Origin of the sequence: Streptomyces sp. SID8374 (assembly GCF_009865135.1) — a bacterium.
In the GTDB taxonomy this organism is placed as follows: Bacteria; Actinomycetota; Actinomycetes; order Streptomycetales; family Streptomycetaceae; genus Streptomyces.
The window spans coordinates 481,782-499,018 of the sequence record NZ_WWGH01000001.1; the positions used below are offsets into that span (position 1 = coordinate 481,782).

Here is a 17,237-nt window from a genome sequence, read left to right on the forward strand (position 1 = left end):
CGGTCGCGCCGCGGTGACGCCGTCGGCCACGCTTGCGTGACGTGCTCAGTCGCGCCGGAGTTCGGCCTCCGCCGCCGCCAGTGCGGCGAACTCCTCCTCCGGGGCCGCCGCGACCAGCCGGTGGCGGCTGTAGAAGGCGAAGTAGGCGAGCGCCACCGCGTACACACCGAGCGCGATGAACGCCGCGTCCCGGTCCACCAGGAAGGTCGCCACCAGCGCCGAGCATGCCAGAACGAAGGCCACACCCGAGGTGCGCGCACCGCCGGGGGTGCGGTAGGGCCGGGGCAGATCGGGCTCGCGGCGGCGCAGCACGATGTGGGAGAGGGCCATCAGGGCATAGCTGATGGTGGCGCCGAAGACGGCGACGTTGAGCATCCGCCCGCCGTTGCCGCTCCAGGCGGCCAGGGTGAAGCCGATGACGCCGGGGATCAGCAGGCCGAGGTAGGGCGACTTGCGGCGGTTGGTGAGGGAGAGGAAGCGCGGCAGGTAGCCGGCCCGGGAGAGGGCGAAGAGCTGGCGGGAGCCGGCGAAGATGAGCGAGAAGAACGAGGCGACCAGGCCCGCCAGGCCCGCGTAGTTGACGAAGCGGCTCAGGACGGTCGGCTCGCCGCTGCCCTGGAGGGCGACCACGAGCGGGTTGCCCGCCTCCTTGATGGCGTTGGCGCCTTGCGCGCCGGTGGCGGAGAAGAAGGTGATGAGCGCCAGGAAGACCAGTACGGCGAGGGAGATGGCCAGGGCCTTCGGCATCGAGTGGACCGGGTCCTTGGCCTCCTCGGCGGCGAGCGGTACGCCCTCAACGCCGAGGAAGAACCACATGCCGAACGGGAACGCCGCCCAGATGCCCAGGAGCCCGTACGGCAGCCAGGAGTTGGAGCCGAAGGCGGTGGGGTCGGCCGGGATGTCGTTGAGGCGGCCCGCGTCGAACTCGGTGAACGCGCCGACGGCGAAGATCAGCAGCGCGGCGACCGCGATGGCGGTCACGACCAGGCTGAAGCGGAGCGCCTCGCCGACGCCCCAGAGGTGGATGCCGATGAAGATCGCGAAGCAGGCGAGGTAGACCGGCCAGCCGGAGGTCAGCCCGAACAGGCCGAGCGATTCGACGTAGTCGCCGATGAAGAGGGAGATGGCGGCGGGGGCGAGGATGTACTCGATGAGGATGGCCGTGCCGGTGAGGAAGCCGCCCCAGGTGCCGAGCGCGCGCCGGGCGAAGCCGTAACCGCCGCCCGCGGTCGGCAGGATGGCGGAGAGTTCGGCCAGCGCGAAGACCAGACAGGCGTACATGACGCCCATGAGGACCATGGCGACGGCGAGTCCGCCGAAGCCGCCCTTGGAGAGGCCGATGTTCCAGCCCGAGAAGTCGCCGGAGACGACATAGGCGACGCCGAGTCCGGTCAGCAGCAGCCAGCCGGCGCTGCCCCGCCTCAGGGTCCGGCGGCGCAGGTACGCGGCCGAGCCGGTCGCACCGGTCGCCCCCGGGCTCGTGGAATCGGGTGGTCCGGCGGGTGTTTCGGTTCCCTGAGCCATGAGGCGCTCCAGATCTCTGTCGACATCGTCGATGGAACTGCTTCGATCAAAGGTTCGTCGGCACACCTTTGTGGAACGTCGGCGCGAAAGGCAAGGGGCCTGCGTTAAAGAGTGGTTACGGATTCATCCCGCAGCCGCCCGCCCGGCCCCCGGAACCCTTCAGGCCAGGAAGCCGCGCAGCAGCGCCGCCGTACCGGCGCAGTGTTCGCGCATCATCTCCCGCGCCGCCTCCGCGTCCCGGTCGAGTACGGCCTCGACGACGGCCGCGTGCTGCTGCTGGGAGTGCTCCAGGTTGCGCACCAGGAGCGGGATGCAGTCCAGGAGTTCGTTGAGGGTGGCCCGTACGGAGGCGTACCGGGCGGCGAGCGAGCGGGAGCCGGAGAGTTCGGCGAGGGTGAGGTGGAGCAGGGTGTCCTGGCGGCGGTAGTCCTCCAGCCGGGCGCCCTGGGTGGCCTCCAGGGCGGCCCGCAGCCGGTCGGCGCCGTCGGCCGGGAGCCCGTCGGCGCAGAGCCCGGCGGCCCCGGCCTCCAGCACCTCGCGGAAGCGCAGGGTGTCCTCCACGTCGACGGCCGCCACCCGGCGCCGCAGTTCGTCGCTTGCATCGGCGGCGTTCGTGCGCGGCAGGACGAACGTTCCGCCGTAGCGGCCGCGCCGGCTCTCCACCATGCCCTGGTCCTGGAGGACCTTGAGCACCTCGCGCAGGGTCACCCGGCTGACGCCCAGGTGCTGGGCGAGTTCGCGCTCGGCGGGCAGCCGGTCGCCGGGCGGGACGAGGCCGAGGCGGAGCAGTTGCAGGACCTGCTCCAGGGTCTCCTCGAAGCCGTTGCCCGCGCGGACAGGGCGCAGGACGGAGGCCAGCGGCCCGGAGCCGGTCTCCACCGCCTCCCCGCCCAGGCCCTCGGGGACCTCCGGGGCACCGGCCTCGCCCGCCGCCGGACGGGTGCCGCCGGTTCTCCTTCTGGTGACCACTCGCGGATCCCCTTCCCAAGCAATGGTTCTCTGTCATACCTTAAGCCTCCCGGTTCACCCAAGGAGGAATCCCGTGGCAGACCGCACACCCCCGCTCACCGTCGACGAGCTCCGCTCACGCGTCGCGGACGGGTCGATAGACACTGTGGTGCTGGCCTTCCCCGATATGCAGGGCCGGCTCCAGGGGAAGCGGTTCGCAGCCGGGTTCTTCCTCGACGAGGTGCTGGAGCACGGTACCGAGGGCTGCAACTACCTGCTGGCCGTGGACACCGAGATGCGGACCGTCGACGGTTACGCGATGTCGTCGTGGGAGAACGGCTACGGCGACTTCGGCATGGTCCCCGACCCGGCCACGCTCCGCCCGGTCCCCTGGCACGAGGGCACCGCGCTCCTGATCGCCGACCTCGCCTGGCACGACGGCAGCCCGGTCGTCGCCGCGCCGCGCCAGATCCTGCGGCGCCAGCTGGACCGGCTGGCCGCGCTGGGCTACACGGCTCAGGTCGGCACGGAGCTGGAGTTCATCGTCTTCCGGGACAGTTACGAGGAGGCCTGGGACCGCGACTACCGCGGGCTGACCCCGGCCAACCAGTACAACATCGACTACTCGATCCTCGGCACCGGCCGGATCGAACCGCTGCTGCGCCGCATCCGCAACGAGATGCAGCAGGCGGGGCTGACCGTCGAGTCCGCCAAGGGCGAGTGCAACCCCGGGCAGCACGAGATCGTCTTCCGCTACGACGAGGCGCTGACCACCTGCGACCAGCACGCCGTCTACAAGACCGGCGCCAAGGAGATCGCGGCCCAGGAAGGCGTCTCGCTGACCTTCATGGCCAAGTACGACGAGCGCGAGGGCAACTCCTGCCACATCCACCTCTCCCTCACCGACGAGAACGGCGAGAACGTGATGGCCGGCGACGGGCCGGACGGCATGTCCGAGCTGATGCGCCACTTCCTGGCCGGCCAGCTCGCCGCGCTGCGCGACTTCTCCCTCCTCTACGCGCCCAACATCAACTCCTACAAACGCTTCCAGCCCGGCTCCTTCGCCCCCACCGCCGTCGCCTGGGGCGTCGACAACCGGACCTGCGCCCTGCGGGTCGTCGGCCACGGCCGCTCCATGCGCTTCGAGAACCGGCTGCCGGGCGGTGACGTCAACCCGCACCTGGCCGTCGCCGGACTGGTCGCCGCCGGGCTGTACGGGGTGGAGCACCGGCTGCCGTTGCCGGAGGCCTGTACGGGCAACGCCTACACCGCCGCGTACGACCAGGTGCCGACGACCCTGCGTGAGGCAGCCGAGCTGTGGGAGGCCAGCCCCATCGCCAAGGAGGCGTTCGGCGAGGAGGTCGTGGCGCACTACCTGAACATGGCGAAGGTCGAACTGACCGCGTACGACTCCGCGGTGACCGACTGGGAGCTGCGCCGCTCCTTCGAACGCCTCTGACCACCCCCTGCTTCCCGATCGAGGTCCGTACGTGTCACAGCCCACCCTGGACGTCCTGAACCCGGCCACCGCCGAGGTCATCGCCACCGTGCCCGCCGCATCGGCGGCCGACGTGGACGCGGCCGTCCACCGCGCCGCCGCCGCTCAGCGCCCCTGGGCCGCCGCCGCACCCGCCGACCGGGCCAGGCTGCTGCGCCGGTTCGCCGCCACCGTCGACGAACACATCGAGGAACTGGCCCGGTTGGAGGTGCGGGAGGCCGGACACACCATCGGCAACGCCCGCTGGGAGGCGGGCAACGTCCGCGACCTCCTCGACTACAGCGCGGGCGGCGCGGAGCGGCTGCTCGGCCGGCAGATCCCGGTGGCGGGCGGCATCGACTTCACCATCCTGGAACCGCTGGGCGTCATCGGCGTCATCGCGCCCTGGAACTTCCCGATGCCCATCGCCGCCTGGGGTCTGGCCCCGGCGCTCGCCGCGGGCAACGCCGTCCTCCTCAAGCCCGCCGAGACGACCCCGCTGACCGCGCTCCGGCTGGCCGAACTCGCCCTGGAGGCAGGCCTTCCCGAGGGGCTGTTCCAGGTGCTGCCGGGTGAGGGCCCGGTCGCCGGGAGCGCCCTGGTGGACCACCCGGGCGTCGCGAAGATCGTGTTCACCGGCTCCACCCGGACCGGGAAGCACATCATGACCCGGTGCGCGGAACGGGTGAAGCGGCTCACCCTCGAACTCGGCGGCAAGAGCCCGAACATCGTCTTCGCCGACGCCGATGTGGAAGCGGCGGCTGCCGCCACCCCGATGTCCTTCCTCGACAACTCGGGCCAGGACTGCTGCGCCCGGACCCGGATCCTGGTGGAGCGACCGGTGTACGAACGGTTCCTGGAGCTGCTCGTCCCGGCCGTCGAGGCCGTGGTGGTGGGCGACCCGGCGGACGAGAAGACGCAGATGGGGCCGCTCATCTCGGCCGCCCAGCTGGACCGGGTGCGGGGCTACGTCGACGGGGACCGGGGCGCCGACGGCGTACGGGCCATCCTCGGCGACTCCCCCGAGGGGCCCGGGTTCTGGTATCCGCCGACCGTGCTCACCGGGGTCGCGGCCGACGCTCCGGCGGCCGTCGAGGAGGTCTTCGGGCCGGTCGCCGTGGTCCTGCCGTTCGACGGCGAGGAGGAGGCCCTGCGCCTGGCGAACGCCACCGACTACGGGCTGGCCGGGTCCGTCTGGTCCCGGGACATCGGGCGGGCGCTCCGCGTCGGCCAGGGCCTGCGGGCGGGGAACCTCTCCGTCAACTCGCACTCCAGCGTGCGCTATTCGACCCCCTTCGGCGGCTACAAGCAGTCGGGGCTGGGCCGTGAGCTCGGGCCCGACGCCCTGGCCGCCTTCACCGAAACCAAGAACATCTTCATCAGCACGGAGGCCTGAGCACCATGACCGACACTTCCCCTGTCTGCCGCCGCCTGGTCGGCCGCACCGCCGTCGTCACCGGAGCCGGCAGCGGCATCGGCCTGGCCACCGTGCGGCGGCTGGCCGCCGAGGGTGCCCAGGTCCTCTGCGCCGATGTGGACGAGGCGAGCGGCAAGGCCGCCGCCGAGGAGGCGGGCGGGCTCTTCGTCCGTACCGACGTCACCGACGCCGAGCAGGTCGACGCCCTCTTCAAGGCGGCGTTCGACACCTACGGTTCGGTCGACATCGCGTTCAACAACGCGGGGATCTCGCCGCCCGACGACGACTCCATCCTGGAGACCGGCCTCGATGCCTGGCGCCGGGTGCAGGAGGTCAACCTGACCTCCGTCTTCCTCTGCTGCAAGGCCGCGATCCCCTACATGCGCGCCCAGGGCAGGGGCTCCATCATCAACACCGCCTCGTTCGTGGCCCGGATGGGGGCGGCGACCTCGCAGATCTCGTACACCGCCTCCAAGGGCGGGGTGCTGGCGATGTCGCGCGAGCTGGGGGTGCAGTTCGCGCGGGACGGCATCCGCGTCAACGCGCTCTGCCCGGGGCCGGTCAACACCCCGCTGCTCCAGGAGCTGTTCGCCAAGGACCCGGAGCGGGCGGCGCGGCGGCTGGTGCACATTCCGGTGGGCCGGTTCGCCGAGCCGACCGAGATCGCCGCCGCCGTCGCGTTCCTGGCGAGCGACGACTCCTCGTTCGTCAACGCGACGGACTTCCTGGTGGACGGCGGGATCGCCGGGGCGTACGTCACCCCGGTCTGATCCCGGACACGCAGGGGGCCCGCTCCTACTCCGCCCCCTGCGCCGGTGCTCCCCTCAGCCGCTGCGAGCGGAGCACCAGCAGCATCTCGAAGCGCTGGTCGGGGTCGTCGATCGCGTCGCCCCACAGCTCGCGGATCTGGCGCAGCCGGTAGCGCGCCGTCTGCGGGTGGACGCCGAGCCGCTGGGCCACCTCGGGCGCGCCGCCGGGCGTCTCGATCCAGGCGAGGAGGGTCTCGGCCAGCCGCTTCGCCGCGGTCGGGCCGAGGCCGTCCAGCGGGGCGAGGCAGCGGCGGGCGGCCGCGTCGATCAGCTCCCGGGACGGCAGGAGCACCAGCTCCTCGGTGCGCTCGGTGCAGTGCAGCACCTCGCCCTGCGGCAGCAGGTTCTTCTTGATCAGCTGGACCGCGGTCTCCGCCCAGCGCAGGGAGGTCGCCGCCGAGGCCAGCGGCACCGGCGGCCCGATCGCACCGGACCAGCCGGCGGTGGCCCGGCGCAGGGTCTCCGCCCGGCCCGCCGTCTCCGGCTCGGGGATGACGATGCGCGGCTGCTCGCTCTCCATCTCCAGCAGGATGCCCTGCCCGACCGCCGGGGCCACGGCCTCCCGGGCGGGGCGCATCAGCACGCCCACCGCGATGGTCTCCGGCAGCTCCCAGCCGACGCGGGCGGCCCGCTCGGCGAGCGTCCTGGCCGAATCGCCCCGGGGCTCCACCAGCAGGAGGTCGATGAGCTGGCGCTGGAGGCGCAGCCGCTCGCTGGCGCGGCGGGCCGCCGCCTCGGCGTAACCCAGTACCGACTGTTCCACGAGGCCGTCCAGATACTCGAATCCCGATTCGGCCAGCTCGTACATGGCGGGGGCGGCGATGTCGACCTGCTGGCCGATCTCGGCGAACCTGCGCCAGGTGAGCCGGACGCCGAGCCGGTAGATGGCCTGGAGCGAGTCGAGGCTGCGGCCGTGCAGCCCCTCGCCCCGGCCGAACTCCTGGAAGACCTCCGGCGGCACCCGGGGGTCGGCGGCCCCGGCGCCGAGGTGGCGTACGAACCCCTCGATGGCGCGGCGGATCCCGACGAGCGCCATCGGCTCGCCGGACTCGTCCTCGACCAGCTGGAGATAGGGGTAGTCCTGCCGGATCTCCGTGAGGATCATCTGGGCGATCGCCGGCGCCTCGGCCAGGGCGATGGAGGCGAACCGCTCCACCTTCGACCGGGGCACCTCCTGCCAGGCGCCAGGCTTCACGAGCCCGCCGGCTCGGTGTCGTAACTGATCAAGGGTGTGTTCGGCTGCTCGGGTGTGGCGTCGAGAAGCGCCACGATGCCGAAGGCGGCACCGAAGGCGAGCGCCGCGGCCACCAGGGCGGTGGCGGCGGCGGTGATGAGTCTGCGCATGGTCGGGTCAGCTCCTTGCTGGAGTCGATCCGCTACTCCGTATGGCCGGGCCCCTCCGGCTGGCACACAGTGTCGACAGTCCATTGACATGCCGTCAAGGGCTTGCTTACTGTTCACGCCAATCAAGGGCTGACCGGCCCGGGGCCCGTGCACCTCCCGCGAAGAGATTCGACCCAGGAGTGCCCGGATGCACCGCAATGCTTCACCTCTGTCACTGTTTCTGCTGGGTGCAGGGGTCTTTCTACTCGTCCTCGCGCCCCTGCTCGTCTGGTATGTCCAGCCGCAGGCGAAGCGCACCCCGATAGATATCGATACGACCACGGTCTTCACCGGGACCGGCAGCTACTTCGACACCTCGAAGGTCGAGACGGTCGAGGGCAAGGAGATCACGATCACCCGCCAGGTGCGCGGGGACGTGGCCGACAGCGTCAAGAGCGGCAACGCTGTGTGGGACGTCTCCACCTCCGTCGACCACGAGGGGACCCTGCCCGCCTCCGACCCGCGCGACGCCCTCCAGTGGACCGTGGAGCGCTGGGTGACCGACCGGTCGACCAATGAGCCGGTGCACTGCTGCGAGGAGACCCCGGCCTTCGACGGGGAGGCGTATCTGAAGTTCCCCTTCGATGTCGAAAGACGCGCCTACCGCTGGTGGGACGGCACGCTCGGCGGTGTCGTACGGCTGGAGTACGCGGGCCGGAAGAAGGTGCAGGGGTACGAGGGGTACGCGTTCAAGGGCACGGTGGAGCCGACCCGGACCGGGGTGCGCCAGGTGCCCGGCGTGCTCGTGGGCAAGCCCCGTACGCCCCAGATCCTCGCCGAGGAGTGGTACTCCAACAGCGGGATCGAGCTGGTCGTGGACCGGCGGACCGGGCGGATCATCAACGCGGCGATCGGCCCGAAGAAGACGCTGCGCGCACCGGGCTCGTCGAAGGACGCCGTCACGCTGCTGGAGAGCAAGCGGGTCGAGTTCACCAAGGAGACCCAGCTCAAGCAGGTGGAGCTGGCCTCGGCGGACAGCGACCGGCTGGCGCTGCTCTCCGGGACCGCGCCCGCCGGGGCGGTCGGACTGGGCCTCGTACTCGCGACCGTGGGCATCGTGCTCGTCGTCCGGGGGCGCAGAACGGAGCCGGAGGCCCCGAATACTCACATGATGACGAACTCGCCCACTTGAGTTACCGGCAAGTTGTCGCATCGGTGAGTAGCCGGGGGCGTACCCGTACCGAAAACTGTCTATCCCCACCACAGCACGGCCCCCGGTCTCCCGTCCCTCGTTCGCGCGCCCCACAGCCGCGTTCTCCACACCCGTACCCGAATCCGTTCGCCCCGCTCCCGTAGTGCCCCGGCCCCGCCCCTTTCCTCCGCTTTCCTCTCCGTCCCCTCTCCGTGTTCCACAAGCCCCGCCACGAGTCCCCCGCCCCCGAGCCGAGTTGGAGCACCCATGCCCCAGCACGTACCTCCCCCGCTGCTTCCCGCAGCCGCGCCGCAGGGTCAGGGCCAGGTCTCCCCCAGGGTTTCCGCCTCCCCCAGACGCATCGTCTTCCTCGCCCACCGCGACCTGGGCAACCCGGCCGCGGGCGGCTCCGAGCTGCTCGTCGACCAGCTCGCCCTCGGTCTCACCGAACGGGGCCATGACGTCACCCTCCTCTGCGGCGGGCAGGCCGCGCGCCGGCCCTACCGGGTCGTCTCCGCGGGCTCGCAGCTGGGGCACTACCTCGGCGCGCGCTCCGCGTTCGCCCGGCAGGTCGGTAGCTGCGACCTGCTCGTCGAGGTCTGCAACGGCATGCCCTACCTGGCGCCCCTGTGGCACCGGGGTCCGACCGTGTGCCTGGTCAACCACGTCCACACCGACCTGTGGGAGATGCGATTCCCGGCGCCGGTGGCCCGCGCCGGGCGTCAGCTCGAACACTGGGCGCTGTCCCGGGCCTACCGGGACCATCTGATGATCGCCGTCTCGCCGTCCACCGCGGGCGCCCTGCGGGAGCTGGGCGTTCCGGACGAGCGCATCCGGCTGGTGAACAACGGCGTCCAGGAGCCGCTGCCGCAGAGCGAACGGTCCGCGACCCCGCTCTTCCTGGCGCTCGGCCGGCTGGTCGACTACAAGCGCATCGATCTGCTGCTCCAGCTCTGGGAGCGGGTCCGGCCGGTCACCGGCGGCCGGCTCGTGATCGTCGGCGACGGTCCCGAGCGGGAGAAGCTGGAGCGGCTGGCCGGGCCGGACGTGGAGTTCGCCGGGCATGTGTCCGAGGCGGAGAAGCACCGGCTGCTCTGCGCGTCCTGGATGCTGCTGCACCCGGCGTCCGTCGAGGGGTGGGGGCTGGTCGTCACCGAGGCCGGTACCCGGTCGACGCCGACGCTCGGCTTCGACGTGCCCGGGCTGCGGGACTCCGTCGAGGACGGGGTCACGGGCATCCTCGCCCGGGGCGAGTCGTCCTTCGCCGCGGCCTGGTGCGCGCTGGCGCTGGACGAGGAGCGCCGCGAGGCGATGGGCAAGGCGGCGCGCGAGCGGGCCGCCGCCTACCGGTGGAGCAGCAGCGTGACCCAGCTGGAGGCCGTGGCCGCCGAGGCGATCAGCGGTACGCGGTCCTGGCCGACGGGTGCCCGCTCGTGAAAGACCCGTCCTTCCGCCGCTCCCTCACCCTGTTCCGCGCCTTCCTGCGCGAGGGGGAGGACCCGGCCACCGTCTACACCCTGCTGGCCAGGGACGCGGCGGACCAGGTGGAGCGCCATGTGCCGCTGGAGGGGAAGGTCGTCGTCGACATCGGCGGCGGCAACGGCTACTTCACCCGGGAGTTCCGGCGGCGCGGCGCGCACAGCTACCTCTTCGAGCCGGACCCCGGGGAGCTGGGCGACCGGCAGCCGCAGGGGCCGCGGGACACGGTCGTCGCCGACGGCTATCTGCTGCCCCTGGCGGACGGGGCGGCCGATGTCGCCTTCTCCTCCAACGTGCTGGAGCACGTCGCGGACCCGCACACCTTCATCAGCGAGATGGCGCGCGTCACCCGCCCCGGCGGGCTGATCTACGTCTCGTTCACCAACTGGTACTCGCCGTGGGGCGGCCACGAGTGGGCCCCCTGGCACTACGCCGGCGCCGAGCGCGCCCGCGCCCGTTACGAGCGGCGCACGGGCCATCCGGCCAAGCACCGCCTGGGCGAGAACCTCTTCAGGATCGGCGTCGGCCCGACGCTGCGCCATGTGCGGGGCCGCACCGACGTGGACGTGGTGTCCGCCCGGTCGCGGTACTGGCCGGTCCTGCCCGAACTCGTTACCCGGGTGCCCGGACTGCGGGAATTCGCCACCTGGAACCTCCTCCTCATTCTCCGGCGGTGTTCATGACCAGCGCAGTCCACCACCCACCCCACCAGGTCCCGGACGGCGGCGACCCGCCGCCCGGCAGACCGGCCGACGACCCGGCGCCCCGTTCGCGGCGCTGGCTGCTGGGGTTCTGGGCCACGGTGTTCGTGGCGTTCCTGGCGGTGTCGCCGGGGCGCATGACGTTCGACACCAAGCTCGGTGTCGTCGTGGATCCCGGGCGGTTCCTCGGCGACCTGGGCGAGCTGTGGCACAGCCGGTCCGGGTTCGGCGGGATCGCCGACCAGTACATCGGCTACCTCGTGCCGATGCTGCCGTACTACGGTCTGGCCGACCTGCTGAAGGTGCCGACCTGGCTGGCGGAGCGGCTGTGGCTCTCGCTGATCGTGGCGGCCGCCTTCTGGGGTGCGCTGCGGCTGGCGGAGCGGCTGCGCGTGGGCTCCCCGGCCACCCGGCTGCTCGGCGCCGTCGTGTACGCGCTCTGGCCGACGTACACGATCGTGATCGGCTCCACCTCGGCCGCCGCCCTGCCGGGCGCGCTGCTGCCGTGGGTGCTGCTGCCGCTGACGGACCCGCGCCTGGCGCCGCGTATCGCCGCCGCCCGTTCCGCGCTGCTGATCCCGCTGATGGGCGGGGTGAACGCGGCGTCGACGCTGGCCTCGCTGCTGCCGGTCGGGCTGTATCTGCTGTCCCGGCCCGCCGGTCCGCGCAAGCGGGCGCTGCTGCTGTGGTGGATCCCGGGCGTGATCCTCGCGACCGCCTGGTGGATCGTTCCGCTGCTGCTGCTGGGCACCTTCGGTGAGAACTTCATGCCGTACGTGGAGTCCTCGTTCACCACGACGACGACCATGTCGGCGACCGAGGTGCTGCGCGGCGCGGGCAACTGGGTGGGCTATCTGAACTTCGGCGAGGCCTGGCTGCCCGCCGGGTGGACCGTCGCCACGGCGACCGTCACCATCCTGGGGTCGGCGCTGGCCGCCGCCCTGGGTCTGGCCGGTCTGGCGCGGCGCGATCTGCCGGAGCGCCGCTGGCTGGTGCTGACCGTGCTGTCCGTCGCGCTGATCACACTCGCCGGGTACGGCGGTGCGCTGGGCGGTCTCTTCCACGGGACCGTGCAGGAGTGGCTGGACACCTGGCTGGTGCCGTTCCGGAACATCTACAAGTTCCAGACGGGTCTGGCCCTCGCCCTGGCGCTCGGCCTGGCGCACCTCACCGCCGTGGCCTCGCTGCGGGCGGAGCGCGAGGAGCGGGTGCCCGCGCGGGCCCGCCGGCTGGCTCCGGTGATCGCCGCCGTGCTGGTGCTGCCGGGTCTGGCCTGGCCGTACGTCAACGGGTCGATCCTCCAGCCCGGTTCGTTCAAGGAGATCCCGAACCACTGGGCGAAGGCCGCAGGCTGGCTGAAGGACAACTCGGCCAACGACCGGGCCTTGGTGGTCCCGGCCACCGCGCACGGCATCTACACCTGGGGCTCCCCCATCGACCAGCCGCTGGACGTGCTGGCCGACACGCCGTACGCCCAGCGCGACTACGTCCCCTTCGGCACGCCGGGCAACCGGCGCGCGATGGACGCCGTGGAGCAGGCGCTGACGTCCGGGGGCCGGGTCCCCGGGCTGAGCGAGTACCTGAACCGGGCCGGGCTGCACTACGTCGTGGTCCGCAACGACCTGGACCCGGACCAGCTGGGGTACGTCCCCACCACCACGGTCAAGCGCACCCTGGAGGCCTCCGGCTACAAGCGGGTCACCGGCTTCGGCCCGGTCATGACCGGCGGGCGCATAGCCAACGACACGCCCATCCAGGTCGAGGGCCTCTACCCGCGCCAGAGCGCGGTGGAGATCTACGAGCCGCCCGCCGGCACCGAGCGTCCCGGCCGGGCGAGCATCGCGCCCGTCTCCTCGACCGCCGTCGTCAGCGGCGGACCGGAGTCCCTGCTGCCGCTCTCGGCGAGCGGTGCCCTGGACGGCCGGCCCACCGTGCTGGCCGGTGATGCCCACCCGGGCGTCGGGAAGCCGTCCCTCTACGTGGCCGGTGACGGGCTGCGCCGGGCCGACACCCGGTTCGGCCTGGTCAACACCAATACGTCGCACACCTATACGGCCGACGAGCGCAACGCGCCGGAGTCGGAGCAGGACCCGGGTGCGGAGCCGCGCCAGATCCTGCCGACGTCAGGCAAGGAGCACCAGACCACGGCGGTGCTGCGCGGCGCGAAGTCGGTGAGCGCGTCGTCCATCGGCAACTGGCTGTTCCATCTGCCGCAGTACGACCCGGCCAACGCCTTCGACGGCAACCCGGACACCGCCTGGGCGGAGGGCTCCGCCGCCTCCCCCGAGGGCGAGTGGGTACGGATCGACTTCTCCGGTACGCAGGAGCTTCCGGGCTCGTTGCAGCTCACCCCGCTGCCCGGCAACGGGGTGCGGGCGGCGGCGACCGAGGTGCGGGTCGAGACGGACCGCGGCTCGAAGGACAGCCCGATCCGCCCCGACGGCTCCCCGCAGGAGGTGGCCGCGCCCGCCGGGCCTGCCTCGTGGCTGAAGGTGACCATCCTCAAGTCCCAGCAGGGGCGCCCGGGTCTCACCGGCGCCGGGTTCACCGACATCGCCATCCCCGGGGTGCAGGTGACCCGGATGCTGGAGCTGCCCTCCGACGCACCGCGTGAGGGCGCCGACTCGACGGTCTACTCGCTCAAGCGCGGCAGCGACCCGGGCGGTCTCTCGGCGGTGGCGGCGGAGACCGGGCTGCACCGCCAGTTCACGGCGGGTCAGGCCGGCCGGTACACGGTCGCCGCGAGCGCGGTGCCCGTTCCGGGCGAGGCCCTCGACAAGCTGCTGTTCGACCTGACGGGCGAGCGCGACAAGATCCTGGTGAGCGCCGACTCCACGGCGCGGCTGGGCACCAACCTCAGCGCGCGCAACCTGACGGACGGCGACCTCACCACGGCGTGGATCGCGGGCGACCGTCCCGTACTCCATCTGTCCTGGCCGAAGAAGACCGAGATCGGGGAGATCGTGTTCGCGGCGGCCGGCGGGATCTCCACCCGGCCCGAGCAGGTCCAGATCAGCTCGCCGGACGGTACGGCGGTGGCGGCGGTGGACGAGAACGGCATGGCCCGCTTCTCGCCCATCACCACCGACCGGATGGACATCACCATCTCGCGTCAGGCGCCGCTCACGGTGCACAACCCGTTCGCCGGTGGGCAGTTGCAGCTGCCGGTCGGGCTGAGCGAGGTCTACATCCCGGCGCTGGAGCAGTTCCGCTCGCCGCAGCCCGACCCGGAGAAGGAGTTCAGCCTGCCCTGCGGCCAGGGTCCGGTCCTCTCCATCGGCGGCACGCTGATGGAGACCAAGGCCGAGGGCCGGATCCGGGATCTGACGCAGCGCCGGCCCATCGCGGTCTCGCTCTGCTCCGAGCGGTCCGAGGTGGAGCTGAGCGCCTCGACCCACACCGTCGAGGCCGGTGACGCCGGTCCGCTCGCCATCACCGATGTCACGCTCTCCACGGGCGAGACGAAGGCCCCGGCGGCCACCGCCCGTACGGTCGACGTCAAGGACAGCGACGGCGACCGCCGCACGCTGGCGGTCGGCGCCGGTGAGGCCTCGTACCTCCAGCTCCACGAGAACCACAACAAGGGCTGGAAGGCCACGCTGAACGGCAAGGAGCTGACGCCGCTGCGGATCGACGGCTGGCAGCAGGCGTGGCTGGTCCCCGAGGGCGAGGGCGGCACGGTCACCCTGGAGTACGAGCCCGCGCTGATCTACCGGGCCGGGCTGATCGGGGCCGGGGTGCTGTTCCTGGTCCTGGTGGGACTCGCCTTCGTACGCCGCCGGGGCTCCGGCCCGGCGGAGGGCGCGCACGAGGGTCCGTACGCGGGTGACGAGCGGGCCGTGCCGCCGGCTCCGGGGCTGATCCTGGGCACCGTGGCGCTGACCCTGGTCGGCATCGTGATCGCGGGGCCGGTCGCCCTGGTGGTGCCCGTGCTCGCCGTACTCGCCCACTTCCGGTCCTCGTTGCTGGCGCCGGTCGCCTTCGCGGCGATGGCCGGGGCCGGGGTCGTCGCGGCCGTCGGCACCGGGGAGTACACCGCCACGGACCAGGGCGCCTTCGGGGCGACGGCCCAACTCCTGGCGCTGATCGCCCTGTTCGCCGCACTGGTCACGGTCGGGTCCGCCCCGGTCCGGGGCAGGCGACGGGCCGGCCGGGGTACGGAACCCGCTCCCGCGAGGGCCGGTGAGGACGACACGGACGCGACGATCCCGCAGCAGCAGGCGGTGCGGCCGTCCGGCCGGACCCTCTCCGCCGACGCCAAGAGGCCGCACACCGAGCCGCCCGCACGCGGTCCGGGCGGCCCGACGGCTCCGCCCGGCAGCGGAGGACCCACCGGATGACCGCCACGCACCCCGCCCGGCCGGAGACGGCCGGGCGGCTGCCCCGGATACCGTTCCCCGTCGTCGACGAGGTGGACCGGCACTGCGCCCAGGACGCCGAGCCGAGCACCATCCACATCGAGATCCATCTGCCCGGCCGGGTCGAGGAGGACCGGCTGCGCGCCGCCTTCGCCGCGTCGCTGGCGCGGTATCCGCGGGCGCTGATGCGGGAGCGGCCGCGCGGTCCGCTCGCACGGCGGTACGAGTGGGAGCTGACGGAGGGCCCGGACCGGGAACCGGTCACCTTCCTGCCGTCCGCACCCGGCGCACTCGACCGGGCGCGGACGGCGTCCCTCACCACCGCCCCGCCGCTCACCGTCTCCCCTCCGCTGCGGGTCGGTGTGGTCGAGGAGCCGGACAGGGAGGGGTGCGTGCTGGTACTCGCCGTGCACCACACCGCACTCGACGGGCCCGCCTGTCTGCGGCTGGTGGCCACCGCCGCCGAGATCTACAGCGGACGGTCCGCTCCCCAGCCGTCCGCCCCGGCCCGCCCGGCCGACGCACCACCGCCCCCGCACTCCGGTCCGTCCGCCTTCGCTCGGCCGGCCCGGGTGGCGGCGGGCACCCCGGCCAGGGCACCGGGCAACGGGCAGCTGCTCGCCGAACTCCCGGTGCCCCGGCGGGAGTCCGGCGCCCCCTACACCGTGAACGACCAGCTGATGGTGGCCACCGCCCTGACGGTGGCCGACTGGAACCGGCAACAGGGGGCGGCCGAGCGGCCGTTGCGGATCACCATGCCGGTCGACGACCGCACCCGGGGGCCGGAGATGCCGATCGGCAACGGCACCCGGCTGGTCGAGGTCGGCTTCGACGCGGCGGAGGTGGCGTCCGGCAGGGACATCGCCGCGCTGCTGCGTCTGACCGCCGAGCGCACCCGGGTCCTGAAGGCGCAGCCGCGCCCCCAACTGGGTCGTTCGGCCTCACTGTTGACGACCCCGCTGCTGCCGGTCGCCGCGCGTGCGGCGTACACCCGGGCGCTGCGGGTACTGGCGGGTCCGTGGACGTCGACGACGCTGCTCAGCAACATCGGCCGGATCCCGTACCCGCTGGACTTCGGCGACGCGGGGAGGTCCGCCGCCCTGTGGATCTCCGCACCGGCCCGGATGCCGAGAGGGCTGACGTTCACCACCGCGTCCACGGACGGCCGGCTGCATCTGGCCCTGCGCTGGTCGCGGTCCCTGCTGGGCGACGCGGACGGCGAGGCGCTGCTCGGCCTGTTCTCCCGTCATCTGGCCGCGACATCCTCGGAGGCCCCGTGACCGACACCGTCTCTCCCCCGCCCGGGCTGCGGGACTTCTACGAGAACCCGGCCGTCCCCGTGGCCTCCGGCGACGGCCGCAGCCGACGTCAGGCGCGGCTGCTGGCCGCCGCCCTGGAGGGGCGTACGGGCCAGGTCGTCGTGGACGTCGGGTGCGGCGACGGGACGGCCGCCGCCACCGCCGCGCCGATCCTCGCCGGGCACCGGCTGATCGGCGTCGACTGGTCGCAGGACGCGCTGCGCCGGGCCCGCCCCCGGATGGGCTCGGTGGTCCGGGGCGAGCTGGAGCACGGGGGGCTGCCGCTGGCCGACGGGTGCGCGGACGCGGTGCTGTTCAGCGAGATCCTGGAGCACCTGGTCGACCCGGACCAGGCGCTGGACGAGCTGCGGCGGATCCTGAAGCCGGGCGGCCACCTGATGCTCTCCACCCCGAACCTGGCCGCCTGGTACAACCGGGCGCTGCTGCTGGCCGGGGTGCAGCCGGTCTTCTCCGAGGTGAGCCTGCGCGGGATCCACGGCAGGCCCGGCTCGGAGGTGGTGGGCCATCTGCGGCTCTACACCGCCCGCGCGCTGCGCTCCTTCCTGACGGCCTCCGGCTTCGAGGACGTGAAGATCACCGGCGCCCCCTTCCACGGGGTGCCGCGTCCGCTGCGGCTGGTGGACAGGGCGGCATGCGCGGTGCCCGGTGCGGCGTCCATCCTGCTGGCCCACGCTCGGCGGCGATAGCGCG

The 17,237-nt window shown here is 72.7% G+C and carries 13 protein-coding genes; 9 read left to right on the forward strand and 4 right to left on the reverse strand.

Annotation, left to right across the window (positions count from 1 at the left end):
- Positions 1–45 precede the first annotated feature (45 nt).
- Together eat and GTY67_RS02120 are read right to left on the reverse strand one after the other, a co-directional pair.
- Positions 46–1,524 (reverse strand): ethanolamine permease, encoded by a 1,479-nt coding sequence (gene eat, locus GTY67_RS02115; protein ID WP_093693695.1) that lies wholly within the window; start codon positions 1,522–1,524, stop codon positions 46–48.
- 159 nt (positions 1,525–1,683) lie between these two features.
- The gene (locus GTY67_RS02120) at positions 1,684–2,418 is read right to left on the reverse strand and encodes an FCD domain-containing protein (protein ID WP_161279934.1); all 735 of its coding nucleotides are present in this window, start codon (positions 2,416–2,418) and stop codon (positions 1,684–1,686) included.
- 148 nt (positions 2,419–2,566) lie between these two features.
- Here GTY67_RS02120 and GTY67_RS02125 point away from each other — a divergent pair, with 148 nt between their 5' ends.
- The 3 genes from GTY67_RS02125 to GTY67_RS02135 are packed head-to-tail and all read left to right on the forward strand — an operon-like array spanning position 2,567 to position 6,136.
- On the forward strand, positions 2,567–3,931 hold the full coding sequence (locus GTY67_RS02125) for a glutamine synthetase family protein (RefSeq protein WP_093693696.1): 1,365 nt from the start codon (positions 2,567–2,569) through the stop codon (positions 3,929–3,931).
- Between the two features lie 31 nt (positions 3,932–3,962).
- Positions 3,963–5,345: an aldehyde dehydrogenase family protein gene (locus GTY67_RS02130; protein ID WP_161277576.1), complete on the forward strand. Its 1,383-nt coding sequence runs from the start codon at positions 3,963–3,965 to the stop codon at positions 5,343–5,345.
- Positions 5,346–5,350: 5 nt separating this feature from the next.
- Positions 5,351–6,136 (forward strand): 3-oxoacyl-ACP reductase, encoded by a 786-nt coding sequence (locus tag GTY67_RS02135; protein ID WP_161277577.1) that lies wholly within the window; start codon positions 5,351–5,353, stop codon positions 6,134–6,136.
- A gap of 25 nt (positions 6,137–6,161) precedes the next feature.
- Here GTY67_RS02135 and GTY67_RS02140 read toward each other — a convergent pair whose 3' ends face one another.
- Positions 6,162–7,370, reverse strand: a complete 1,209-nt coding sequence (locus GTY67_RS02140; protein WP_093693699.1) for a PucR family transcriptional regulator — start codon at positions 7,368–7,370, stop codon at positions 6,162–6,164.
- Entirely contained in the window at positions 7,367–7,519 is a 153-nt protein-coding gene (locus GTY67_RS34415) for a hypothetical protein (RefSeq protein WP_176727596.1), read from the reverse strand. Before GTY67_RS34415 ends, GTY67_RS02140 begins: the two co-directional genes overlap by 4 nt.
- Positions 7,520–7,706: 187 nt before the next feature.
- Between GTY67_RS34415 and GTY67_RS02145 the strand changes: the two genes are divergently transcribed.
- From GTY67_RS02145 to GTY67_RS02170, 6 genes are all read left to right on the forward strand, one after another.
- A complete protein-coding gene (locus GTY67_RS02145) occupies positions 7,707–8,690 on the forward strand; it encodes a DUF3068 domain-containing protein (protein ID WP_093693700.1) in 984 nt (327 codons plus the stop codon).
- Positions 8,691–8,957: 267 nt separating this feature from the next.
- A complete protein-coding gene (locus GTY67_RS02150) occupies positions 8,958–10,127 on the forward strand; it encodes a glycosyltransferase family 4 protein (RefSeq protein ID WP_093693701.1) in 1,170 nt (389 codons plus the stop codon).
- On the forward strand, positions 10,124–10,852 hold the full coding sequence (locus GTY67_RS02155) for a class I SAM-dependent methyltransferase (protein WP_093693702.1): 729 nt from the start codon (positions 10,124–10,126) through the stop codon (positions 10,850–10,852). The genes GTY67_RS02150 and GTY67_RS02155 overlap by 4 nt, the downstream gene beginning before the upstream one ends.
- On the forward strand, positions 10,849–15,210 hold the full coding sequence (locus GTY67_RS02160) for an alpha-(1->3)-arabinofuranosyltransferase family protein (protein ID WP_161277578.1): 4,362 nt from the start codon (positions 10,849–10,851) through the stop codon (positions 15,208–15,210). The genes GTY67_RS02155 and GTY67_RS02160 overlap by 4 nt, the downstream gene beginning before the upstream one ends.
- Positions 15,207–16,508, forward strand: coding sequence for a condensation protein (locus GTY67_RS02165; RefSeq protein ID WP_161277579.1), 1,302 nt, complete (start codon positions 15,207–15,209; stop codon positions 16,506–16,508). Before GTY67_RS02160 ends, GTY67_RS02165 begins: the two co-directional genes overlap by 4 nt.
- Positions 16,505–17,233: a class I SAM-dependent methyltransferase gene (locus tag GTY67_RS02170; RefSeq protein ID WP_093693705.1), complete on the forward strand. Its 729-nt coding sequence runs from the start codon at positions 16,505–16,507 to the stop codon at positions 17,231–17,233. Before GTY67_RS02165 ends, GTY67_RS02170 begins: the two co-directional genes overlap by 4 nt.
- Positions 17,234–17,237: the final 4 nt, after the last annotated feature.

Coding starts and splice junctions, on each gene's coding strand:
- eat (WP_093693695.1), bottom strand. CDS start 1,524: ATGGCTCAGGGAACCGAAACACCCGCCGGACCACCCGATTCCACGAGC.
- GTY67_RS02135 (WP_161277577.1), top strand. CDS start 5,351: ATGACCGACACTTCCCCTGTCTGCCGCCGCCTGGTCGGCCGCACCGCC.
- GTY67_RS34415 (WP_176727596.1), bottom strand. CDS start 7,519: ATGCGCAGACTCATCACCGCCGCCGCCACCGCCCTGGTGGCCGCGGCG.
- GTY67_RS02145 (WP_093693700.1), top strand. CDS start 7,707: ATGCACCGCAATGCTTCACCTCTGTCACTGTTTCTGCTGGGTGCAGGG.
- GTY67_RS02150 (WP_093693701.1), top strand. CDS start 8,958: ATGCCCCAGCACGTACCTCCCCCGCTGCTTCCCGCAGCCGCGCCGCAG.
- GTY67_RS02160 (WP_161277578.1), top strand. CDS start 10,849: ATGACCAGCGCAGTCCACCACCCACCCCACCAGGTCCCGGACGGCGGC.
- GTY67_RS02165 (WP_161277579.1), top strand. CDS start 15,207: ATGACCGCCACGCACCCCGCCCGGCCGGAGACGGCCGGGCGGCTGCCC.